General features: G+C 63.8%; 20 protein-coding genes. 12 read left to right on the top strand and 8 right to left on the bottom strand.

From position 1 onward, the window contains the following. Positions 1–2 precede the first annotated feature (2 nt). The 3 genes from I6F36_RS09930 (at position 3) to fhuB (ending at position 3,990) form a co-directional block, all read left to right on the top strand. Positions 3–983: an alpha/beta hydrolase gene (locus I6F36_RS09930; protein WP_225125886.1), complete on the top strand. Its 981-nt coding sequence runs from the start codon at positions 3–5 to the stop codon at positions 981–983. An 81-nt stretch (positions 984–1,064) separates the two neighbouring features. After that, positions 1,065–1,997 carry an ABC transporter substrate-binding protein gene (locus I6F36_RS09925; RefSeq protein ID WP_225171351.1) on the top strand — a complete coding sequence of 311 codons (933 nt, stop codon included), beginning with the start codon at positions 1,065–1,067 and terminating at the stop codon, positions 1,995–1,997. Further along, a complete protein-coding gene (fhuB, locus tag I6F36_RS09920) occupies positions 1,984–3,990 on the top strand; it encodes a Fe(3+)-hydroxamate ABC transporter permease FhuB (RefSeq protein WP_225171350.1) in 2,007 nt (668 codons plus the stop codon). Before I6F36_RS09925 ends, fhuB begins: the two co-directional genes overlap by 14 nt. Before the next feature lie 6 nt (positions 3,991–3,996). Here fhuB and I6F36_RS09915 read toward each other — a convergent pair whose 3' ends face one another. Further along, a complete protein-coding gene (locus I6F36_RS09915; RefSeq protein ID WP_225125883.1) occupies positions 3,997–4,848 on the bottom strand; it encodes an ATP-binding cassette domain-containing protein in 852 nt (283 codons plus the stop codon). Beyond that, positions 4,845–5,843, bottom strand: a complete 999-nt coding sequence (locus tag I6F36_RS09910; protein ID WP_249788959.1) for a siderophore-interacting protein — start codon at positions 5,841–5,843, stop codon at positions 4,845–4,847. The genes I6F36_RS09915 and I6F36_RS09910 overlap by 4 nt, the downstream gene beginning before the upstream one ends. On the opposite strand from I6F36_RS09910, the gene I6F36_RS09905 reads away from it, so the two are divergent. The 5 genes from I6F36_RS09905 (at position 5,820) to dusA (ending at position 12,692) form a co-directional block, all read left to right on the top strand. Next, complete coding sequence (locus I6F36_RS09905; RefSeq protein WP_225171386.1) at positions 5,820–6,071, top strand: hypothetical protein; 252 nt, start codon at positions 5,820–5,822, stop codon at positions 6,069–6,071. The genes I6F36_RS09910 and I6F36_RS09905 overlap by 24 nt on opposite strands. A 129-nt stretch (positions 6,072–6,200) precedes the next feature. After that, a complete protein-coding gene (locus tag I6F36_RS09900; RefSeq protein WP_225125881.1) occupies positions 6,201–7,898 on the top strand; it encodes a cyclic peptide export ABC transporter in 1,698 nt (565 codons plus the stop codon). A 176-nt stretch (positions 7,899–8,074) separates the two neighbouring features. Then, the gene (locus I6F36_RS09895) at positions 8,075–9,136 is read left to right on the top strand and encodes a GNAT family N-acetyltransferase (RefSeq protein WP_225125880.1); all 1,062 of its coding nucleotides are present in this window, start codon (positions 8,075–8,077) and stop codon (positions 9,134–9,136) included. 22 nt (positions 9,137–9,158) lie between these two features. After that, complete coding sequence (locus I6F36_RS09890) at positions 9,159–10,457, top strand: lysine N(6)-hydroxylase/L-ornithine N(5)-oxygenase family protein (protein ID WP_036001610.1); 1,299 nt, start codon at positions 9,159–9,161, stop codon at positions 10,455–10,457. Between the two features lie 1,248 nt (positions 10,458–11,705). Then, positions 11,706–12,692, top strand: coding sequence for a tRNA dihydrouridine(20/20a) synthase DusA (gene dusA, locus I6F36_RS09885; protein ID WP_225126024.1), 987 nt, complete (start codon positions 11,706–11,708; stop codon positions 12,690–12,692). 105 nt (positions 12,693–12,797) lie between these two features. Here dusA and I6F36_RS09880 read toward each other — a convergent pair whose 3' ends face one another. From I6F36_RS09880 to I6F36_RS09860, 5 genes are all read right to left on the bottom strand, one after another. Next, entirely contained in the window at positions 12,798–13,352 is a 555-nt protein-coding gene (locus I6F36_RS09880) for a TIGR02281 family clan AA aspartic protease (protein ID WP_036001607.1), read from the bottom strand. A 28-nt stretch (positions 13,353–13,380) separates the two neighbouring features. Further along, entirely contained in the window at positions 13,381–13,584 is a 204-nt protein-coding gene (locus tag I6F36_RS09875; protein ID WP_036001604.1) for a DUF1289 domain-containing protein, read from the bottom strand. Between the two features lie 44 nt (positions 13,585–13,628). After that, positions 13,629–15,224: a HAMP domain-containing sensor histidine kinase gene (locus tag I6F36_RS09870; protein ID WP_225171348.1), complete on the bottom strand. Its 1,596-nt coding sequence runs from the start codon at positions 15,222–15,224 to the stop codon at positions 13,629–13,631. A 162-nt stretch (positions 15,225–15,386) separates the two neighbouring features. Next, on the bottom strand, positions 15,387–16,811 hold the full coding sequence (locus tag I6F36_RS09865) for a sodium:proton antiporter (protein ID WP_225126023.1): 1,425 nt from the start codon (positions 16,809–16,811) through the stop codon (positions 15,387–15,389). A 126-nt stretch (positions 16,812–16,937) separates the two neighbouring features. Further along, complete coding sequence (locus tag I6F36_RS09860; RefSeq protein WP_036001597.1) at positions 16,938–17,810, bottom strand: NAD(P)-dependent oxidoreductase; 873 nt, start codon at positions 17,808–17,810, stop codon at positions 16,938–16,940. A gap of 182 nt (positions 17,811–17,992) precedes the next feature. Here I6F36_RS09860 and I6F36_RS09855 point away from each other — a divergent pair, with 182 nt between their 5' ends. The 4 genes from I6F36_RS09855 (at position 17,993) to I6F36_RS09840 (ending at position 22,160) form a co-directional block, all read left to right on the top strand. Further along, a complete protein-coding gene (locus tag I6F36_RS09855; RefSeq protein WP_225171347.1) occupies positions 17,993–18,430 on the top strand; it encodes a VOC family protein in 438 nt (145 codons plus the stop codon). Positions 18,431–18,483: 53 nt separating this feature from the next. Next, positions 18,484–19,620: an Mrp/NBP35 family ATP-binding protein gene (locus I6F36_RS09850; protein WP_036001591.1), complete on the top strand. Its 1,137-nt coding sequence runs from the start codon at positions 18,484–18,486 to the stop codon at positions 19,618–19,620. A 207-nt stretch (positions 19,621–19,827) separates the two neighbouring features. Further along, positions 19,828–20,916 carry a TRAP transporter substrate-binding protein gene (locus I6F36_RS09845; RefSeq protein WP_036001589.1) on the top strand — a complete coding sequence of 363 codons (1,089 nt, stop codon included), beginning with the start codon at positions 19,828–19,830 and terminating at the stop codon, positions 20,914–20,916. 155 nt (positions 20,917–21,071) lie between these two features. Beyond that, positions 21,072–22,160 carry a TRAP transporter substrate-binding protein gene (locus I6F36_RS09840; RefSeq protein WP_036001586.1) on the top strand — a complete coding sequence of 363 codons (1,089 nt, stop codon included), beginning with the start codon at positions 21,072–21,074 and terminating at the stop codon, positions 22,158–22,160. A 438-nt stretch (positions 22,161–22,598) separates the two neighbouring features. On the opposite strand, the gene I6F36_RS09835 is transcribed toward I6F36_RS09840, so the two are convergent. After that, positions 22,599–22,808, bottom strand: a complete 210-nt coding sequence (locus tag I6F36_RS09835) for a hypothetical protein (protein ID WP_036001583.1) — start codon at positions 22,806–22,808, stop codon at positions 22,599–22,601. Positions 22,809–22,939 lie beyond the last annotated feature (131 nt).

The raw sequence follows: 22,939 nt of genomic DNA, 5'->3' as shown, positions 1-22,939 counted from the left end.
CTTTGAGTCTTGATCCAGATATCGCGGCATTGCTCGAGATGGTGCAGGCCGGCACCGAAAGCGGCGCGCGCGTTCCGTTTCCGCAATTGACTGCTGCGCAGGCGCGGGCCGATTTCGATGCGTCCTCGCCGCTGCTCGACGTCGATCCGCCGGCGCTCGCCTACGAGCGGCGTTTGTCGCTGCCGGTGCGGGATGGCGCGATCATCGAGGCGCGGCTCTATGCGAGCGCGCAACCGAGCGAACGCACTCCCATTCCGGTTCTTCTTTACATGCACGGCGGCGGCTTCGTCGTCGGCAGCCTCGATTCGCATCAGCCATTGTGCCGCGGCCTCGCCAAGGACAGCGGTGCGGCCGTGCTCTCGGTCGGCTACAGGCTCGCACCGGAGCACAAGTTTCCGACCGCTTTCGAGGATGCGGTCGACGCGCTAGCCTGGATCGGCCTCGAGGGCCGCGCGATCGGCCTCGATCCGCGCCGGGTCGCCGTCGGCGGCGACAGCGCCGGCGGAACGCTTGCGGCCGCGCTCGCGATCGAGGCGAGGACAAACAGGGGCCTTCCGCAGCCGGTGCTTCAGATTCTCGCTTATCCCGGTCTCAGCTCTCGACAAAGCTCCGCATCCTACGAGCGCTACGGTACCGGCCATCTCCTGGAGCGTAGCACCGTCGATTGGTTCTTCCGGCAATATCTCCGCGACGAGTCCGATCGCGACGATTGGCGTTTCGCGCCGCTCGCAGCGGATGATTTGTCGGGCCTCGCTCCCGCATGCATCGTCCTCGCCGAGTTCGATCCGCTGGTGGACGAGGGAAACGATTATGCAGCCCGCTTGGCGGCGGCCGGTGTTCCCGTCGATCTGCACGTTTATCCCGGCATGATCCATGAATTCCTGCGCATGGGGAATGTCGTGGCCGATGCCTTGCAGGCGAGGGCGGCGATCGGGCGGGCGCTGGCCAAGGCCTTTCTCGCCGCTGGCGAAAACGGGGCCTGACATGGAATGCAGCGTGAGCCAAAGTATGTCATGATCATCATCTCTCGCGGCCTCTTTGCGAGAGGCGCCTGAACGGATCCCATGAGCACCTCTATTCCAGACCATAGGCTGTCCCGCCGTGCGCTCCTCGGCGCGGGCGCAGCGATCGGAGGCACGGCCCTTGCGGGTCCATGGCCCATGGCGTTTGCCCAAACCGCTGGATCGCAATCCGGGCCCCGGGTCGCCGCGCTCGGCTGGGCCTGTGCCCAGACGATCCTGGCGCTCGGCGTCGTGCCGCTGGTGATTCCGGAGATCGAGCGCTATGGCCGGCTCGTCGTCGAGCCGCCCGTTCCGTCCGCGGTTCAGGAAATCGGTCTGCGTTCGGAGCCAAATCTCGAACTGCTGCAGAGCTTCGCGCCCGACATCATCGTCATCGATCCCAGCATTGCGGCCGCCGTCCCCCGGCTCAAGCTGATCGCGCCGGTCGAAACGTTCACGATCTTCAGACCCGGCGGGCATCCTCTCGACACGGCGCGCCATTCGACGTTGGAGCTTGCCAAACGCCTCGGGGTGCAGTCGGCGTGCGAAGCCTATTTCGCCCGTTTCGACGTCGCCATGGCCGGCTATCGTGAGCGGCTCCGGGGTCGCGGCGGCAAGCCGCTCTATCTCGTCAGCGAGATCTCGCGCAACCGCGCGCTCGTGTTCGGTCCGAACAGCCTCTATCAGGAGGTGCTCGATCAGTGCGGATTGAGGAATGCCTGGACGGGACAGAGCGGCCCATGGGGCCATACCAGTGTTGGGCTCGAAGTGCTCGCCGCGGTTCCGGACGCGCGGCTGGTGTTGATGACCTCGCGGGTCGCCGATGTCGAAGCGCTGCTGAAAGCAAGCCCTGTGCTTCAAACCCTGCCGTCTCTTCGGTCGCATCGGCTGACGGTCCTGGGTAATCAATTTTTCTATGGCGGCGTGCCGGCGGCCGAACGTTTCGCCCGCCTTCTCGCCGAACGTCTGCCGCGGGAAAGCCATGAGCAAGGTTGAGGCACTGCCGGCCCGGTCCGGCTTGGAGATGCATCCGGCGGTGCTGATCGGCTTGCTGCTGGCAGCCGCGGCCGCGCTGACCTGGCGCAACCTGTCCGGATATCTGCCCGCAGGCGCCTGGCTGCCGGTGCTGTGGCGGCCCGAGGTCACCGATCCCCAACAGATGCTCGTGCACTACACCGTTTTTCCGCGCATCGCAGTGGCGCTGCTGGCCGGCGCAGCCCTCGGTCTTGCCGGCACGGTCTCTCAGCAGGTGTTGCGCAATCCGCTTGCGGAGCCGAGCACCATCGGCGTCCTGAACGGCGCCTATCTTGCGCTGGCCGTGACGACCCTGTGGGCGCCGTCGCTGCTGGCCTTCGGCCGCGAGTGGATTGCGCTGTGCGGCGGGTTCGCTGCGTTCCTGTGCGTGTTCGGGCTGACCTGGAAGCGTGCGCTGTCGCCCGTCGTCCTGGTGCTCGCTGGATTGATCGTCAGCTACTACTGCGCGGTGACCACCCAGGCGCTGGTGCTGCTCAACCACGAATATCTGATCGGTCTGTTCATCTGGGGCGCCGGCTTCCTCAATCAGCAGGATTGGAGCAACGTCGCCTTCCTGGCGCCGCGGCTGCTGATTTCGATCGTGCTGATCGCGGCGATGGTTCGTCCGCTGACCCTGCTCGGCTTCGACGACGAGACCGCGCGCAATCTCGGCCTCGGATTGACGAGGGCCCGGGTCTTCGCGCTCGTCATCGCGATCGCGCTCAGCGCGTCGGTCGTCAGCGTGGTCGGCGTCATGGGATTTGTCGGTTTGTCCGCGCCGGCCATCGTCATGCTGTCAGGCGCGCGCCGCTTTCGCGACCGGCTGATCTGGGCGCCACTTTGCGGCGCCCTGCTGCTGTGGCTGACGGATCAGCTCGTGCTTCTGATCCCGCCCGGCTATCGCGAAATGCCGGCCGGTGCGGTGACGGCCCTGATCGGCGCGCCAATGTTGCTCGTGCTGCTGCCGCGGCTGCGGGCCGCCATGCCGATGGGAAACCTCACGCCATCCGTTCCGGCGCGGCTCGATCATCCCTGGCGCGTGATCCTGTTCGCGTTCGTCTTGCTGCTGCTTGCCGTCTGGATCGCACTCGGCCTCGGGGTCGGCTCCGACGGCTGGCGCTGGAGCGGCCTGTCGGGCTTGCAGGAATTCTGGCCGTGGCGCTGGCCGCGCGTGGTGTCGGCGCTGGCAGCTGGCGCGACGCTGGCGGTCGCCGGCACGCTGCTGCAGCGGATGACCGGAAACCCGATGGCCGCGCCGGAGGTCATGGGCATCAGCTATGGCGCCGCGATGGGCGTGATCGTTCTGCTCTATCTCTTTCCCGCCCACACCCGGCTGGAGCAGATTGCAGCGGCCGGGATCGGCGCCTTCATTGTGCTGGCGCTGGTGCTGCTGTTCAGCCGGCGGTCCGAGTTCAGTCGGGAGCGCGTGCTGCTGGCAGGCGTCGCCATGAGCGCGGCATTCGGTGCGATCATTGCCATGGCGCTGGCGACCGGCGATCCCCGCATCGGCACGCTGCTGTCGCTGCTGACAGGCTCGCTCTACCAGATCGGCCCGGCCGAGGCCGCAATCCTCGCCGCCGCGGCGCTCGTTCTGCTGATCATGGTGCCAATGCTGTCCCGCTGGCTTGATATCCTGCCGCTGGGATCTGCGACCTCGCGTTCGATCGGCATCTCGCTGACGCGGAGCCGCGTCATCATCATGCTGCTGACGGCGTTGCTGACGGCGACGGCCACGCTGATGGTTGGTCTTCTGAGCCTGGTCGGCTTCATCGCGCCACATATGGCACGGATGATGGGGGCGCAGCGCGCGCTGCATCAGGCGGCGCTGGCCGCGTTGATCGGGGCGATCCTGATGGTCACGGCGGATTGGGCCGGACGCATGGTGATCTTCCCGTTCCAGATGCCCGCCGGCATCTTCGCCATGATGCTTGCTGGACCCTATCTTATCTGGCTGCTGCGCCCGCAGCGCGGTTGACGGCGCTCACCGCGCGAAGCTGATGAGATGGCCATGGTCCGGCGACGGCATCACGCCCATGGGGATGCCGTAGATGGTTTCGAGCTCGGCCGGCGTCATGATCTTGTCCGGTGTGCCGCGCGCGATCAGCTTCCCGGAATGCAGCGCGATGATCTCGTCGCAGAAGCGGGCGGCCATGTTGACGTCGTGGAGCACCACGACCACGCCGAGATTGCGCTCGCGGGCGAGCTGCCTGACCAGCGACAGCACTTCGATCTGATGAGCGATGTCGAGCGCCGAGGTCGGCTCGTCGAGCAGCAGGCACTCGGCATCCTGCGCAACCAGCATGGCGATCCACGCCCGCTGGCGCTCGCCGCCGGACAACGTATCGACCAGGCGATCCGCAAAGGGTTCGATATGGGTCAACGCCATGGCGTTTGCGACCTTCTCGCGGTCGATGTCACCGAACCGTCCGAGCGCGCCGTGCCAGGGATAGCGACCGAGTGCGACCAGCTCCTTGACCAGCATGCCGGCAGCGGGCGGCGTCTGCTGCGGCAGGTAGGCGACCTTGCGGGCATAGTCCCGATCGCTCCAGGCGCGCAGTGCGCGGCCTTCGAAACGGATCGTTCCCGACGAGCTCGGCTGCTGGCGTGACAATAATTTCAGCAAGGTCGATTTGCCGGAGCCATTATGGCCGATCAGCCCGACGACGCTGCGTGCGGGAAGGGATAGCGTCAGCGGTTCGAGCAGCGCGCGCCCGGCCACCGCGAAGCCGACCTTGTCGAGCTGGAACAAGGGGGCGGGCGCTTCCAGTGAGGCCTGCGTGACGTCGGGCAAGGCGAGCGTCCTTTCGCTCGTCTGCGCGTGTTGGATCGTCATGGTTGGCGTAGGCTCCAATAGGCGACGGCCAGAAGCTGGTCACGGGAAAGCTTTCGCTCATCGCGCAGATGGTTGCGCAGGGTCTTCAGCGCCTGCGCCTCACACGCGATCCAGGCGAAGACGTCCCGATGGTCCGGCCATCGCACCGCCTTGACGGCGTCGACCAGGAGCTGCGTCGTCCCGGCTGGACGGCCCTCGCGATGCAACCAGCGGATTGCTACCCCGGCCGGGGCGACCAGCGGAACTTCCTCGCGCCGATCTGCGACCTCGATAAAGGCCTCACCCGTCGCCGTCGCCGGCAGCGTCTCCAGAATTCGCGCGATGGCGGGCAGGGCGGTTTCGTCGCCCGCCAGCAGCACCCAGCGCGCCGGACGAATGCCCCGGCCGAGCGGGCCGGCCATGCCGCAGATGGCACCGGCCGTCGCGTTCACCGCGAACGTCGAGCCCGGCCCGGCATGATCATGGACCACGAAATCGATGTCGATCTCGCGGCTCTGCAAGTCGATGCGGCGGATCGTGTAATAACGGGTGACGGGCCTGCGATCGGGCTCCGGCCACAGGATACGTCCGTCGGGCGCGGGCCACGGCCATTCGGGCTTGGCGAGGCCCTCGGGCGGGAAGTACAGCCGCACGTGCAGATCGTCGTCATTCACGAAACGGGCGATATCGTCGCCCGTGAAGGTCAGCCGCCGCATGTGCGGCGTCAGGGTGATCGCGGCCTTCAGCCGCACTTCACGGAAATTGGCCAGCGTGCCGCCGTTGGATTCATGACCGGACCAAATGATGGTTGGGGCAATGTCGCCCGCGAACTCGATCACATGCGAGGCGACGACCGAGCGCAGCATTTCCAGATTGCCCTTGTCGTTGGCCTCGACGCGGATCTTGAGCGCTTCGGCCTCGACGGCGAGGGAACTGATGCCGAACGGCAGTTTCGCCACCATGAGACCGTCCCGGTCCTCGAAGGCGATGTCATGCTCGGCCAGATGATCGATCATCCGCGCGGCGAGGCCGGCGGCGTCGGGAAGCGCGATGCGGGTTTCGGAGATCAGCAAGTCCAAACTCATTCTCCACCGGCCTGTCCGATGCCAGCCTGCAAGCGCTTCAAATGTCCGGATGTCGCGGCCTGGCACGGCTCTGGATCAAAAATCCTGCTCGCTCGCCGGCTGCGATGCAAAAGCGATACTACCCGCATCATATTAAAGGCATTGCCGATCCCAAATTAGAATCCATCGAAAGAGCAGCGAAAATAACCGCTGGAGTTGCGGTGCTGCCATCATGTATTCGCATCACTTCGGCACGGCTTGTCCGGCCATATAGGTTCGCTTCAGGTCTCCTCCAGCGCGGCTCTCATCATGAACTCACGAAGCGGCCTGACGACGCAGATCCTGCAGCTCCTGCGGCCCTACTGGCCACTCGTGCTCGGCGGCAGCGTTCTCGGAGTGGTCGGCGGTGCCTCCGTCGCGGCGTTGCTCGCGGTCGTGAATCATGGGCTTTATGCCACGCAGGCCGACGTGGTAACGCTGTTTTTCGCCTTCGCTGGCCTGTGCCTTCTGATCCTGATCGGTTCCATTGGCGCCGACATCAGCGCCAATTTTGTCGGACAGCGGATCATCGCCGAGCTTCGTAAGTCGCTCGCCGCCAAAATCCTGGCTGCGCCGATCGATCAGCTCGAAATCTACCGGACGCATCGCCTGATCCCGGTTCTCACGCAGGACGTCGACACGATCAGCGATTTCGCGTTCTTCTTTTCGTCCTTTTTCGTGTCGCTCGTGATCGCGCTCGGCTGCATGGTTTACCTGGCGGTGCTGTCTTGGCAGCTTTTCCTGATCACGGGAGTCGTCATCGTGCTGGGATCGCTGGCGCATGGATATGCGAGGACGCGCGGCGTTCGCGGCTTCAGCACCGCGCGAGAGGCCGAAGATCAGCTGCACAAGCAGTATCGCGCGATCGCCGAAGGTGCCAAGGAGCTGCGCCTTAATCGCGTGCGCCGTCGCCGCGTCTATGTCGAGCAGCTCCAGCAGACCGTCGACCGGATCAGCTCGGTGCAGATCAGGTCGATCAATCTGTTCGTGACGGCGCGGGCGTTCGGGACGATGCTGTTCTTCGTCGTGATCGGCGTGGCGCTGACCTTGCGACCGTTCCTGTGGCCCGACAGTCCCGCTGCGGTGTCCAGCGGGTTCGTGCTGGTGCTGCTCTTTATGCGCGGGCCTATTGATCAGGTCATCGGCATCCTGCCGGCGCTCGGTCGCGCCCAGGTCGCGATGCGCCGCATTGCGGAGCTCTCGGGGCAGTTCTCGAGCCCCGAGCACGATCTGCTGGCCAGTGCGCCCGCTGCACCCGGCAAGACCGCCATCGAATCCATCGAGCTCCGCGGCGTAACCTATGCTTTTCGCGCCGTGCCGGGCAGCGATCCCTTTGTCCTCGGGCCGGTTGATCTGTTCGTTCGGCAAGGCGACATCGTCTTCATCGTGGGGCAGAACGGCAGTGGAAAGACGACCCTGATCAAGTTGTTGCTGGGCCTTTATGCTCCGCATGGCGGCGCCGTGCTGCGCGACGGTTCGCCGGTCCTGACGGAGACACGCGACGATTACCGCCAGCTCTTCACGACCATCTTCTCCGACTATTATCTGTTTGAGGATCTCATTCGTGGAGAGGGCGTGGTTCCTGATGTGGCGGAACGCTATCTCCAGCGGCTGGAGGTCGCGCACAAGGTCTCGGTCGAGAACGGCGTGTTCACGACGACGGACCTGTCGACCGGACAGCGCAAGCGATTGGCGCTGATGAATGCATGGCTCGAGGAAAGACCCGTGCTCGTGTTCGACGAATGGGCCGCAGATCAGGATCCGGCGTTCCGGCACATCTTCTATACGGAGCTGCTGCCCGATCTGAAGCGTCTCGGAAAGACCATCATCGTGATTTCGCACGATGACCGCTATTTCGGGATTGCGGATCATCTGGTGCGGCTGCGCGACGGCAAGATCGTCGGAAGCGAGACGAAAGCAGATAACGTCGCGAGCGTTTCCGCGGTTCCAATTGACGCGCCGCTTTAGAGCTATTGTGACGAAGCGAGTGCTCTTTGTCACATGCAACGACAGCATGCGATCCCGTTTTGCGACAGGCCGTCAGATTTGTAGAGAATCTAATCTACGTGTGCGTGCATTCCTTGTCAGCCTGTAGGCGAGTGATCTACACCACGCCTCAGCGATGATCGAGATGCGAGGGCCGGATGAACAAGGCTTCGGATTCCGGGACCGGACCTCGTGCGTTCCCGGTCGGCCCATATTCCGCTCAGACCGTTTTCCAGGAGGGCGATCGCCTTCGCGTCGTCGCCGCCGATGTGACCGCGTTGGAACTGCGCCTGCGCGAGCGCGTCGATCACATCGAGATCCTGAATGCCTCGGATGACTGCGAGGTTGCGGCACAGGCTGTATCGGCGTCGGCCGAGGCGCTGTTTGCCTGGCGACCTGGCGCCGATCGGCTCGTTCTGGACTTCGCTGGAAGAGCGCCGCTTGCACGAGAGCTGACCGAGAGTGGTCTTGCCATCATGTCCGAGGGGCGACTGGTGCTGCTGCCCGAACTGGTGATGCAGCGGCGGGACAACTGGCTGGTCAACCCCGGGCGACCGCCATTGCCGCAACTCCACGTCATGACGGACGGCAAGCGCCATCCGCGCCGCGCCGCAAAGCCGGCGGGAAAGGTGTACGGTCGTTTCATTCCCTGGCTGTCGGAGGTCATCTCGTTTCGCGTGGCCGATCTCGAGAATGACCTCCATTTGTTGCACCGCTGGATGAACGATCCTCGCGTCGATGCATTCTGGAACGAGGCGGGCGATCTCGACAAGCATCGGCGATATCTGGCCGGCATTCTGGCCGATCCTCATATGCTGCCGTTGATCGGCTGCTTCGGCGAGCAGCCGTTCGGCTATTTCGAGCTCTATTGGGCCAAGGAAAATCGCATTGCGCCGTTCTATGATGCCGACGACTATGACCGGGGATGGCACGTGATCGTGGGCGAGGACGCTTTTCGCGGCGGTCGTTACATCAGCGCGTGGCTGCCGTCTCTGATGCACTACATGTTTCTCGACGATTGCCGCACGCAGCGGATCGTCGGGGAGCCGGCGGCCGCGCACTCCCAGCAGCTTCGCAATCTCGAGCGCTCGGGGTTTGCGAAGATCAAGAATTTCGACTTTCCCCATAAGCGCGCGACCCTGGTCATGCTGTTGCGCGAGCGCTTCTTCGGCGATCGGCTTTGGCTTCCGGCAGCCGCCGGCCCAACGGTCTCGTCTTAAAGCGCAAGCGGAGCGCGGCTTCATGTCCCATCAACTTGCGATCGAGCACGACGTCATTGGCGTCGGATTCGGGCCTTCCAATCTCGCGCTCGCCATCGCATTGGACGAATGCGCGAAGCGATCACGGCTGAAATGCACGCCGCTGTTCGTGGAGAAGCAGCCGCACTTCACCTGGCATGGCGGCATGCTGCTTCCGGGCAGCGACATGCAGATATCGTTTCTCAAAGATCTGGTCTCCTTGCGCGATCCGACCAGTCCCTTCACCTTCGTGAACTACCTGCATAAGCGCGGCCGCCTACTGGATTTCATCAACTGCCGGACGTTCTATCCGAGCAGGGTCGAGTTCAACGATTACCTGCAGTGGGTGGCGAGCCATTTCAAGTCGCAGGCCGCTTACGGCGAGACCATCGTCGCCGTCGAGCCGGTGACGGCCGGGCAGACGGTGACGTCGTTGCGGGTGCATTCGCGCTCGCTCGCCGGCGGGGAGACCGTGCGGCTGGCGCGAAATCTCGTGGTCGCGGTTGGAGGCCAGCCCTATGTTCCGCAGGTGTTTGCCAAGGCTACCGACGATCGCAGGCTGCTGCATTCCAGCCGCTATCTCGACCTGATCGAGCGCGTTGTCCCGCGCGGCCGGTCCGTGCGTGTGGCCGTCGTCGGTGGCGGACAGAGCGCGACCGAGGTAACGGTCGATCTTCATGGCCGATGTCCCGAAGCGCATATCGATCTGATCTTCCGCGGCCATGCTCTCAAGCCGTCCGACAGCAGTCCCTTCGTCAACGAGATCTTCAACCCCGACTATACGGACTTCGTCTACGCGCAGCCTGCCGAGCGGCGGGATGCGATCGTCCGCAACTTCCGGAACACCAACTACGCCGTCGTCGATGCCGACCTGCTGGACCAGCTTTATCGGCTGCTCTACCAGCAGCGCGTCGGTGGCGACACAAGGGTCATGTTGCGTCCCCGCAGCGAGATTTCCAATGTGGATGCGGGACCGGACGGCATCGAGATCGGCGTGATTGACAAGTTCCGCGGCGAAAACCGTCGTTCGACTTATGACGTGGTCGTGCTGGCGACGGGATACGACAGGGAGACGCCGCACGGGTTTCTCGAACCGATCCGCCGCTACATTCGCGATGCGGCGCTGGATCGCAACTACCGGCTCGTGATCAATCCGGCGTTCCGGCCGCAGATCCACCTCCAGGGCTATTCGGAATCCTCTCACGGTCTGAGCGACACGCTGCTTTCGGTGATTGCCGTGCGGTCGCAGGAGATTGCGGAGTCTCTGCTCTCGACAATCTCGCGCCGGGAACTCATCGCCTAGAACACGATCCGGGAGAGATCGCAGCTCCAAAAGCCTTGCGCGGATGGAGATTGAAACGCATCACGAATCGTCCCGTTCTCATTACACAATAGCCGGCGTTCTCGCGGTCACCCTGCAGGCGTGTTCCGCTGTCGCTTTGGGGTTCCCCGATCTAGAACCTGTCTAATCGAGATCAACCGCAGCGTGTACGTGTGAGACAACGCCGATTGGCTTTGCTAGAGGAGTTCTTAGAACGATCTTGGAATTTCTGAAAGTCTAGCTGGAATTGACCGTGAGGAAAGCTCTCGTTCCCAAGCAGGGGCAAAGCCTTCTCCCTGAGCGAATTGCAGGCATTCTGGTTCACAGTCCGCTTGCGGCGTTGGTTGGCAGAGAGCCCGTGACGCGCATGCACTACCTCCTCGAGATTGCGTCGCTTCACACCAAGGCCGAGCTCCTGGCGCAGCCGGGCTTGGGACGTTCAGGCATGCGTCGCATCGAGAACTGGATGGCCTTTCACGGACACCGCATGCGCGACGCGAATGAGAGTCTCGATAGCGTCATCTGCCGCTTTGCGTTCCGACGTTCTTCCGTTCGGAAAGGAAACGTTCGTTCTCTCCCCTTATCGGCGTTGCCCTCGCGTTTCACGCGGGCGGCTGGTGGCTAAGGCGGTACATGCGTGGGCGCAAAGCAGGTCGATTGTTTTCAGACGCTGTCTCACGAGCTTGTGCATTGGACCGGCGCTCCCTGTCGAAGCCAGCGAGCTCGCCCGAGTGCTCGCGGGCGAGCTGCTGCTTGAGCTTGGTGTAGCGCCGCGGCGTACGCCAATCCTCGCGGCCCGCTACAAGCGGGGTAAGGACGGCCGACTGGCGAAGCCTGATCTGATCAGGCGCAACCACGCTGCACAGATTTGCTGCATGGCGACGTGATTGGAGCAGCCTGCGCTGCAATAGCGCGCTTGATTTCGCTTTCGATCTCTCATGTTGGTTAGGGGGCGTGTCCACGACATGTGTACCGGGAGATCAAGGCAAATCTTCCGACGGCCCACGTGAGTGAGCATGCTCTTGCGCGCTACTCGCTGGCAGCGGGCTGGTCGCGTTCGACGTGTACGCGTTCGAGCGCGGCGCCGCGCCGTGCTGCCGCGAACCGCTTGCCGTCTGGTCTGGCGCCGGCCTTCCCCGCGCCGATTGGCTCGCAGAGCGTGCCATCGGGCCCGGCACGGTCATGAAATCCGCTATTCCCGTCGGGGGCTCGAAAGTCTATATGATCCATATGTTGTCTCATCGCTTTTCCGTGGCCCCCATGATGGATTGGACCGACCGGCATTGCCGGGTGTTCCACCGTCACCTGACGCGGCGGGGATTGCTCTATACCGAGATGCTGACGACCGGCGCGATCATTCACGGCGACCGGGTGCGGCTGCTTGGGTTCGACGCGGTCGAGCACCCCGTGGCGCTTCAGCTCGGCGGATCGGATCCGCGCGAGCTCGCGGCGGCGGCACGGATCGGCGAGGACTTCGGTTATGACGAGATCAATCTCAATGTCGGCTGCCCGTCCGATCGTGTGAAGGATGGCCGTTTCGGCGCCTGTCTAATGGCCGAGCCGGAGCTGGTGGCGAGGTGCGTCGACGCGATGAAGCGCGTGGTCGCCGTTCCCGTCACGGTGAAGTGCCGCATCGGCATCGATGATCAGGATCCGGAGGTCGCGCTCGATGCGCTCGCGCGTGCGGTGGTCGCCGCGGGCAGCGATGCGTTGATCGTGCACGCCCGCAAGGCCTGGCTCAACGGCTTGTCGCCGAAGGAGAACCGCGATATCCCGCCGCTCGACTATGATCGCGTCTACCGGCTCAAGCGCGCGATGCCCGATGTGCCCGTCATCATCAATGGCGGCGTTCGGAGCATCGACGAGGCAAAGGCGCATCTTGCCCATGTCGACGGCGTGATGCTCGGCCGCGCCGCCTATCAGGAGCCGTGGCGGCTGCTCGCGGTCGACCACGAAATCTTTGGAGGGCCGGCGCCGCACGCCACCATGCAGGACGCGCTCGAGGCGATGATGCCCTACATCGAAGAGCAGCTCGCGCACGGCACGCGGCTGCACGCGATCACGCGGCATTTCGTCGGCGCATTTCATGCTGTGCCCGGCGCGCGTGCGTTCCGCCGGCATCTTGCCGAGCAGGGTGTGAAGCCCGGCGCCGGTCTCGACGTGCTGCGCGAGGCGATCACGTGCGTCGGGGCCCGCGCGCCGGCTGAGGCGGCCTAAATGAGCGGGAGCATGATCCGGAAAAGTGCGCAGCGGTTTTTCGAAAAGATCATGTTCAAACAACAACCTAAAGCGCGAGACGATTCATCCTAATCGCATCGCGCTTTAGTCGACCGCCGTGCGCGCGCGGCGGGGACTGCGCTGCTGCTCCGGATACCCTGTCAGCATCAGCGTGTCGGCGCGCACGCCCCAGCTTTCCAGCCGGTCGAGGAAGCTCATGCCGAGCAGATTGGTCTTCATCTGGCCGCGCTGCACGACGAGGGCCGGCACCGACTTCTCGACCAGCTTGCCGACGGCGAGACGGTCGAGCGTGAGCCGCGCTGCCTTGGTGTGGCCGCCTGCGGTCTCGAGATCGACGTCGTATTCAAGCATCTCGAGCGGCAGCCCGATCGCCCTTGCGGTTTCCCAGGTCAGTACCACCGACGTCGCGCCGGTATCGATCACCATCGGCGCAGTGACGCCGTTGATCTTCGCGCGCAGCGTGAATTCGCCGCCCTGGCCACGCGGGATCTGCACGGCCGGCGCCGGGGAGGCGGCTTGTGCGCGAAAAATATGCGAGACCTTGTGGCTGGCGCGCGCGATCTGGTCGGGATCGCCATAGGCGACGACGGCACCTGCCGTGCCGGCGAGCATGATCAGGACGAGCAGGAAGCGGATCATCGCGCGCCTCCAAGGGCACGCAGGCGGATCAGACGTGCTTTGGGGATCCAGCGATCCGCACTAGTCCGGCTTCCGTCATGCGCTCCGGCAAGAGGGCCATGATCGCGCGCCGGTCCGCGCTCTCCATGGCGTGCCAGCGTGCGATCTCCGGCAAGGTGCGGCCGCAGCCGAAGCACAGCTTGGTCTTGGGATCGATCATGCACACGGCGACGCACGGCGTTTCTTTGCTCATACGGACATAGTGAGGGATGATCGGGCATGTCTGCAAGCATCTCGTTAAGAGCCTGTGCCGGCACTCATGATCGGCTTGTGCCGCGGCCGGCGTTTCTCGTCCGGCACGACGGAGCTCTCCGGCTGGAGCGGTGGAGAATCGTCCGAGAGTGGGGCAAGCGCGCTCATCACGCGCTCCGGCGGGAATGTGACGATCACCTCGGTGCCGATGCGCAGCTTCGATTTCAACGTGAACGTGCCGCCGTGCAGGTCGATCAGGTTCTTGGCGATCGGCAGGCCGAGGCCGGCGCCCTGTTCAGCCGACTTGATTGAATTGGAGCCCTGGCCGAACGAGGCGAGCACGACCGGGATCTCGTCCTCGGGAATGCCGGAGCCGGAATCCCTCACCGAGAGATATTGTCCGCCGGAGGCGGTCCAGCCGGCCTTGAGCCAGATCTCGCCGCCCTGCGGGGTGAACTTGATCGAGTTGGAGAGCAGGTTGAGCACGACCTGGCGGATCGCGCGCTCGTCGGCCCAGAGCCGCGGCATCGCCTGCTCGAACACTTCGTGGATGGTGATGCCGCGGCTCGAGGCACGCAGCTTCATCAGATGATGGCAATCGGCGACAATGCCGACCAGGGACACCGCTTCCTCGTTGAGCTCGTAACGGCCGGCTTCGATCCGCGACAGATCGAGGATCTCGTTGATCAGGTTGAGCAGGTGCACGCCGGAATTATGGATGTCGGCGGAATATTCCTTGTAGACCGGTACCGCATGCGCGCCGAAAATCTCGCTCTTCATGACCTCTGAGAAGCCGAGGATGGCGTTCAGCGGCGTCCGCAGCTCGTGGCTCATCTGCGCGAGGAAGCGCGACTTGGCGACGTTGGCGGCTTCGGCGCGGTGGCGCGCTTCGTCCGAGATTGCCTTGGCCTGCTCCAGCTCGCCGATCAGCGCGTCCTTTTCCGCACGTGCTTCCAGCGTGGCGAAGGTGGAGGAGTGCAGGCGGTGCGCCAGCAGCACGAAATAGCCTTCGGCGGCGAGCGACAGCGCTGCCAGGATGTAATTGTCCAGCGATCCGGTCGTCACGAAGCTCAGCGCCATCGCAACCGCGACCGGCGCCGTGGCGGCGAGGGCTGCGATCGGCAGATTGGCCGCGAGCATGCTCGATACTGCGATCACCAGCAGCATCAAGAACATCATCAGCGTTTCCGTGACCATGTCGAGCACGGGATGGATCAGGATCGCCATCCAGCACAGGCCATAGAGCAGGTCGAGCACGACGAAGCGCGTCCGCCATGCGCGTGTCGCGGCCGGCGAGGCGGGCTCGGTCAGGAAGCGCCGGCAGCTGCAGATCATGGCGCTGTGGATGCAGAGCATGCCCGCGGTCCAGGCTGCGGCCGGGATCGGCTGCATCCATAGCCCGAACAGCACGCCGGTCGCCACCACCAGGAGCATCACGACATAGGAGGCGGACAGCCGGGTCTGGGCGTATTGCCGCAGCATCTCGGCGTCGAAAGCCGGCCGGGTTCCACTGGTCGACGTTAACTTGTCGCGCGCCTCGCGCACCCGCTGCGCCGCAGCCCTTCGGCTGCTCGCCGATGGCGCGCTCACCGGCTCGGCCGGAAGCTGCACGACCTCGGGCTTTTCAGCGGGGTTACTCATCAAGCAACACGGATTCCTGCCCACGCCGGACGCGGGCTTTCTGCATTGTCTATCTCTGGCAAGAAATCCTTAAGAGCTGACTTAAGGAGCTAAAGAATTACGTTAACCGAGCGTTAATTCATACGCAGTTCGGGCGGCCGCTTTCATCAACCCGCGCTTCAATCATCTGAAGAAAACGAGCGTGACCAACCCGAAGACCGGCAGCAGCAGGACGGAGGTCCAGGCCATGTATCCGAAGAAGCCGGGCATTGCGACACCACTCGCTCGGGCAATTGCGTACACCATGAAATTGGGCGCGTTGCCGATGTAGGAGTTTGCGCCCATGAACACCGCACCGGCGGAAATCGCGGCAAGGGTCAAGGCGCCGTTCGTCATCAGATGCTTGGCGTCGCCTCCGGCAAGTTCAAAGAAGACCAGATAGGTCGGCGCATTGTCGAGAAAGGATGAGAGCAGGCCGGTCAACCAGAAATATGCAGCATTGTTCGGCGTGCCGTCTGCGTTGGTGACCATGTTTACGACGGAGGCAAACGCGCCGGATTTGCCGGCGTTGAGAATCGCGAGCACGGGAATGATGGTGATGAAGATCGCGGCAAACAGCTTTGCCACTTCGATCATCGGGCCCCAAGAGAAGCCGTTCGCGTCGTGGTCCTCCTTCGAGGTGACGGCGAGAGATGCGAACACGACTCCGATCATCACGGCATCGCGCAGGAGATTCTGCACCTGGAGATGCGTGCCGAGAACTTCAAATCCGCCGAGGTCGAGCTTGGCACTCAAGAGGATCGCAGCGATGATGACTCCCATCAAAGCGAAGTTGAGGCCGCCGCTGATCCGCAAGGGATTGTCCGGAGTTGGGTCCGGTTTGACGCGGCCTTCCTTGCGATAGAGATAAGTATCGATGCAAAAGAACAGGGCGAGCAGAATCCAGGCCGCGAACGTGGTCTGGGGAAGCAGGTGTGTCGTCGTCCAGAAAAAATCCACGCCGCGCAGGAACCCCAGAAACAACGGGGGATCTCCAAGGGGGGAGAGCGAACCGCCGATGTTGGACACCAGAAAGATGAAGAAGATCACGACGTGCGCGTTGTGCCGCCGATCGTCATTGGCGCGGATCACCGGTCGGATCATGACCATTGAGGCGCCGGTCGTGCCGATGACGCTCGCGATCAGAGTGCCGAGAGCGAGCAGCAGCGTATTCAGGACGGGGGAGCCGTGAAGATTGCCGCGCACCACGATTCCGCCGGCGACGGTAAACAGAGCGAGGAGCAGCAGAATGAACGGGACGTATTCGAGCAGCGCCGTATGAACGAGCGCTTGGACGGTTGGAAGCGGGCCGTACCAGATTGCAAGCGGCAGCGCGATCAGGGTGGCCCACATCGCGGCAATCTTGCCTTGGTGATGCTCCCAGAAGTGAGGCGCGGCGAGCGGAAATATGGCGATCGAGAGCAGCATCCCCGCGAATGGAAGTGCCCATTGCGGGCCAATGCTGGCACCATCGAGCGATGCGGCAAGCGCCTGCGAAGGTGATGCCAGCAGGGCCAGGAGCGCGACCGGGAACAGGCGCGCAACAACAGCAAGGACGGCGGCGATCACGTTAGGCAAGGCTTCCCCCCGGAAGTCTATGATTGTTTCGGTCGGCGCGCTTTACGGAACGCCGTCGCGACGGATGTCGCGACGACGTTCAAAGCCGGCTACGCCGAACCAGGCCGCAACAGAGCGTCAGCGTTGCAGGCGTGCGAGCAGGCTCGACGTATCCCAGCGCTTGCCGCCCATCTTCTCGACCTCGGAATAAAACTGATCGACGAGCGCGGTCACCGGCAGATTGGCGCCGTTGCGGCGGGCTTCGGCCAGCGCGATCGAGAGGTCCTTGCGCATCCATTCGACCGCGAAGCCGAAATCGTACTTGTCCTCGTTCATGGTCTTGTAGCGGTTCTCCATTTGCCAGGACTGGGCGGCCCCTTTCGAGATGGTCTCGATCACTGCGGCGACGTCCAGGCCGCTCTTCTTGGCGAAATGGATGCCTTCGGAGAGGCCCTGCACCAGACCGGCGATGCAAATCTGGTTGACCATCTTGGTCAGCTGGCCGCTTCCGGCGGGCCCGAGCAGCTTGCACATCCGCGCATAGGCGCCCGTGATGATCGGCTCGGCGCCGGAATAGGCGTCCTGCGCGCCGCCGCACATCACCGTCAGCACGCCGTTCTCGGCGCCGGCCTGGCCGCCGGAGACGGGGGCGTCGACGAATTTGAAGCCGGCCTTGGTCGCGGCTGCGTCGAGCTCACGGGCGACCTCGGCGGAGGCAGTGGTGTGGTCGACGAAGGTCGCACCCTTCTTCATGCCGGCGAAGGCGCCGTCGGGGCCGATCGTGACCGCGCGCAGATCGTTGTCGTTGCCGACGCAGCACATCACGAAATCCTGACCCTCGGCGGCGGCCTTCGGGGTCGGTGCGGTCTTGCCGCCAAACTTGTCCGCCCATTCCTTCGCCTTCGCCGCGGTGCGGTTGTAGACGGTGACCTCATGGCCCCCTTTTTTCACGAGGTGTCCGGCCATGGGGAAGCCCATCACGCCAAGACCGAGGAAAGCGACTTTAGCCATAGTGGTACCTTGTCCGTAGTTCGGGTTTACGGTTCTTGCCAAGCGAGGGATGCCTGGGTTCCGCGGTGAGGGCGGACCGGAGGCGCACCATAAACCCTTGAGGCCAGAGGGCAACGGCTTCGTTTGGCGGCCTGCCGTGCTAGGGTGGCGACCCAAGGACTTCAAAACAAGGGAGCGAGAGCATGGGCGGCGTGAGCGTGGGCGTCCTCGATCATTTCAACATCCGGACCCGGAATCTGGCCGAGACCGTCCGCTTCTACGAAGACGTGCTGGGCCTGGCAAAAGGCGCGCGGCCGAACTTCGCCTTCCCGGGCGCCTGGATGTACAGCGAGGGCAGACCGGTGGTTCACCTCGTCGACATTTCCCCGACCGACGAGCCACAAAAGCCGGATTCCGGCGTTGTCCACCATGTCGCCTTCGCCAGTCGCGGCTTTGACGGTATGAAACAGCGGCTGGCGTCAAAGAAGATCAAGTTCGAGGCCCGCCAGGTGCCCGGTGGCGATCTCTGGCAGATCTTCGTCCACGACCCCAACGGGGTCATGATCGAGCTGAACTACGAGGCTGCCCTGGAGCAGGGGGCGGCGCCGGCCGAAAAGGCGGACGATATCGGCAGACAGTAGCCTTTTGGGCGTTTCCGCTCTAATGGGGCATCCTCAACTGCAGGAGATGCGCTTTGAGCGTGACGCAGCAACAGGTTCTCGATAGCCTCGCCAGGGTCCAGTCGCCCCGCGGGGTCGCACTCCCCCATGCCAATGTGCTGAGCGCGATCAGCGCCTCCGACGGCAAGGTATTCTTCTCGATCAATGTCGACGCCGCCGAGGCAAGAGCCTGGGAATCCGTCCGGGCCGAAGCGGAAGCCGCCGTGCGCAGCATTCCCGGTGTCACCACCGTCATGGTGGCGCTGACCGCCGAGCGCAAGCCGGGCTCCGCGCCGCCGCCACCCCCGCAGCCGAGCCGCGGCACGCCCGGCGTGCAGCCGGCCCATGCCCACAAGCCGCCCCAGGGCGGGGGGTCGCCGATGGCGCGGCAATCGGAAATTCCCGGCGTTGCCGCCGTAATCGCGGTCGCCTCCGGCAAGGGCGGCGTCGGAAAGTCGACCACGGCGCTCAATCTGGCGCTCGGCCTGCGCGACCTCGGCCTCAAGGTCGGGCTGCTCGACGCCGATATCTACGGCCCCTCGGTGCCGCGCCTGACGGGCCTGCGCGACAAGCCGGAGCTGAACGACGAGCGCAAGATGATTCCGCTTCGGCGCTTCGGGCTCGCCATCATGTCGATCGGCTTCCTGGTCGAGGAGGAGACCGCGATGATCTGGCGCGGCCCGATGGTGATGTCGGCGGTGACGCAGATGCTGCGCGACGTCGAATGGGGCAAGCTCGACGTGCTGGTCGTCGACATGCCGCCGGGCACCGGCGATGCCCAGCTCACGCTGGCGCAGAACGTGCCGCTCAAGGGCGCCGTGATCGTCTCGACCCCGCAGGACCTGTCCCTGATCGATGCGCGGCGGGGGCTTGCCATGTTCAAGAAGGTCAACGTGCCCGTGCTCGGCATCGTCGAGAATATGAGCTACTTCCAATGTCCGCATTGCGGCACCAAGTCGGATATTTTCGGCCATGGCGGGGCGCGGCACGAGGCCGAGAAGCTCGGCGTCCCATTCCTGGGCGAGATCCCCCTGCACATGGCGATTCGCGCCACCTCGGACGCCGGCAATCCCGTGGTCGACAGCGAGCCGGACGGCCCTCATGCGGCGATCTACCGCGCCATTGCCGGCCAGGTCCGGGACCAGCTCAAGGGTGTCATCGCCGCGGCCTGAATGGGGGGCACCGCGGCAGGCTCCGGGGCATGCGACTTTCGTAGAGCCCCGTCATGTCATTGTCGCGTTCCGAAACCGGGCTGGCCGTGTTAAAGGCCCCCCGCAGTCAAGCCCCTTCGGTTCGACGCGACCTCAACGCGTCGCCGGAACGAGCGGCGGCAAGAAGAGAAGTCAAGGGGAAACGCCCCAGCAAGGAGAGACCTGAAGATGAAGCGTCGTGATTTTCTCAAAGTGTCGGCAGCAGGCGCGGCGGCGACCGCGGTGGCCTCGCCGGCGATCGCACAGTCCTCGCCCGAGGTGAAGTGGCGCCTGACTTCGAGCTTCCCGAAGTCGCTCGACACCATCTATGGCGGCGCCGAGCAGGTGGCGAAGTACGTCGCCGAGATGACTGACAACAAGTTCCAGATTCAGGTGTTCGCCGCCGGCGAAATCGTCCCCGGCCTCCAGGCGCTCGATGCGACCTCGAACGGCACGGTCGATATGTGCCACACCGTCTCGTACTATTACGTCGGCAAGGACCCCACCTTCGCGATCTTCGCCTCGGTGCCGTTCGGCCTCAACGCGCGTCAGCAGAATTCGTGGCTCTATCAGGGCGGCGGCAACGAGCTCGCCAACGAGTTCTTCAAGAAGTCGAACGTGATCGGCTTCCCATGCGGCAACACCGGTACCCAGATGGGCGGCTGGTTCCGCAAGGAGATCAAGACCGTTGCCGACCTCTCCGGCCTCAAGATGCGCATCGGCGGCATTGCCGGCCAGGTGCTGCAGAAGGTCGGCGTGGTGCCGCAGCAGCTCGCCGGCGGCGACATTTATCCCGCGCTGGAGAAGGGCACGATCGACGCCGCCGAGTGGGTCGGCCCCTACGATGACGAGAAGCTCGGCTTCGCCAAGGTCGCCAAGTACTACTACTACCCCGGCTTCTGGGAGGGCGGTCCGACCGTCCACGCCTTCGCCAACCTGGAAAAGTTCAATGCGCTGCCGAAGAGCTACCAGGCGATCCTCACCAACGCGACGGCGAACGCCAACAGCTGGATGGCTGCGCGCTACGACATGCAGAACCCGGCGGCGCTGAAGCGCCTGGTCGCCGGCGGCACCCAGCTTCGTCCGTTCACCAACGAGGTGCTGGAAGCCTGCCTCAAGGCGACCAACGAGCTGTGGGCCGAGGTTTCTGGCAAGAACGCCGACTTCAAAAAGGCCATTGACTCCATGCAGGCCTACCGCTCCGACGAATATCTGTGGTGGCAGGTTGCCGAATATACCTACGATAGCTTCATGATCCGCTCGCGCACCCGCGGCTGATCTACGGCTTAGGTCGTAAGACCACTAGCCCGGCCTCCCCAGGAGGCCGGGCTTTTTCTTTGCGATCGGGATGGCATTCGGTCCCGTGATGCTCCATTCTGTCGGCAAGCCTCGCAAAGAAGGCTCCACAATTAGATCCATCAGGGTAGGAAATCATGAAGAGAAGAGACTTCATCAAGGTCACAGGACTTGGTGCGGCCGGCGCCGCCACGCTCGCGGCTCCCGCGATCGCGCAGTCGATGCCGGAAATCAAATGGCGCATGCCGACGAGCTGGCCGAAATCGCTCGACACGCTGTTTGGCGGCGCCGAGATGATGTGCAAGATGGTTGCCGAGGCGACCGACAACAAATTCCAGATCCAGATCTTCGCGGCCGGCGAAATCGTGCCGGGCCTGCAGGTGCTCGACGCCGTGCAGAACGGCACCTGCGAGATCGGCCACACCGCGTCCTATTATTATTTCGGCAAGGACCCGACCTTCACCTTCGGCTCGGCCGTGCCGTTCGGTCCCAACATGCGCATCAACCAGGCCTGGTACATGCTGGGCGGCGGCCGCGACGTGCTCAACGAGTTCTACAAGAGCTACAACGTCGTCTCGCTGCTCGCGGGCAACACCGGCTGCCAGATGGGCGGCTGGTTCAGGAAAGAGGTCAACACGCCCGACGATCTCAAAGGCATGAAGTTCCGCATCGGCGGCTTCACCGGCCGCGTGCTCCAGAAGCTCGGCGTGGTGCCGCAGCAGCTCGCCGGCGGTGACATCTATCCGGCGCTGGAGAAGGGCACGATCGACGCCGCCGAATGGGTCGGGCCTTATGACGACGAGAAGCTCGGCTTCTACAAGATCGCGCCGCACTACTACTACCCCGGCTGGTGGGAAGGCGGTCCGATGCTGATGGCTTTCGTCAACCTCGACAAGTGGAACGCGCTGCCGAAATATTACCAGAGCGTGCTGGAGCAGGCCGGCCACTACGCCAACAATTACATGATGGCGCGCTACGACAACGCCAATCCGCTGGCGCTGAGGAAGCTGCTCGCGGGCGGCACCAAGCTGCACGCCTTCTCGCCCGCGATCATGGATGCCTGCTACAAGGCGGCCAAGGAGCTGCACGCCGAAGTCGCTGCGACCAATCCGAACTTCAAGAAGGTGAACGACTCGCTCGCCAAGTTCACGAGCGATGGCTATTCCTGGTTCCAGGTGGCCGAGGTCGGCTACGACATCTTCATGGCGCGGCGCTCGCAGAGCTGATCGCGTCCCGATCGAATGCGGCACGCCCCGGAGCGAAAGGCTCCGGGGCGTTGTCGCTGCTGTTGGGAGGGCGTCCAACCAGAACATCGAAAACAACCCCATGCACAGTAGACCGGGGCAGCGATATCAATGACTTGACTTCGTTACCACGAGCGATTGCGAAATTACCGAAATTTTTGACCCGTCGGGCAAAACAGTGGTAGACATGCATCATCGCCCGATCCGAAATCGTGGCGCTGAACGATGCCCCCGATGCGCTTCGATCCCGATGAAATTCAAAGAGCGCTGCGCAAGGCCTGGTCGGTGTCCTTTTCCGTTAGTGCCGGCGCGCGTCGTAATGGAAAGGTCCGCGCGTTGGGGCAAGCTGAGTCGTAGCAGCCGAGCTTATTTGCCGCCAGAGGCGGACCATCGGTCGGCTGCCGAGCATCGGAAGCGCGGCTAGCGAACGACGCCTGCTGCGTCTCTTGCGCTTGGCATGAGCCAGTCGAGCCCGAGCAGGGCAGCTTCGAGAATGACGAAGGCGACAATTCCGCCGATCCAGCCGAAGAACACGATCGAAAAGGTGCCGAGCAGGATCGCGCAGAAGACGTCGGCGAGCACCTTGCAAATGCGGAAGGCTTGGTCTTCGCCAGATGGAAAATACGACATCGGGCTCCTCCAGGCGCTCATCCTGAGCGCTTGGATTTAACGACACGCCAAAACGAATGTTCCGTGGGTCAATCTTCGGCCGGCGATGATCATGTGGTCGATGACCGGGTTCATGCACAGCGCTGGCTTAC

It is taken from the genome of Bradyrhizobium sp. BRP19, assembly GCF_020194195.1.
In the GTDB taxonomy this organism is placed as follows: Bacteria; Pseudomonadota; Alphaproteobacteria; order Rhizobiales; family Xanthobacteraceae; genus Bradyrhizobium; species Bradyrhizobium yuanmingense.
This window is presented reverse-complemented; position numbering and strand designations above follow the sequence as displayed.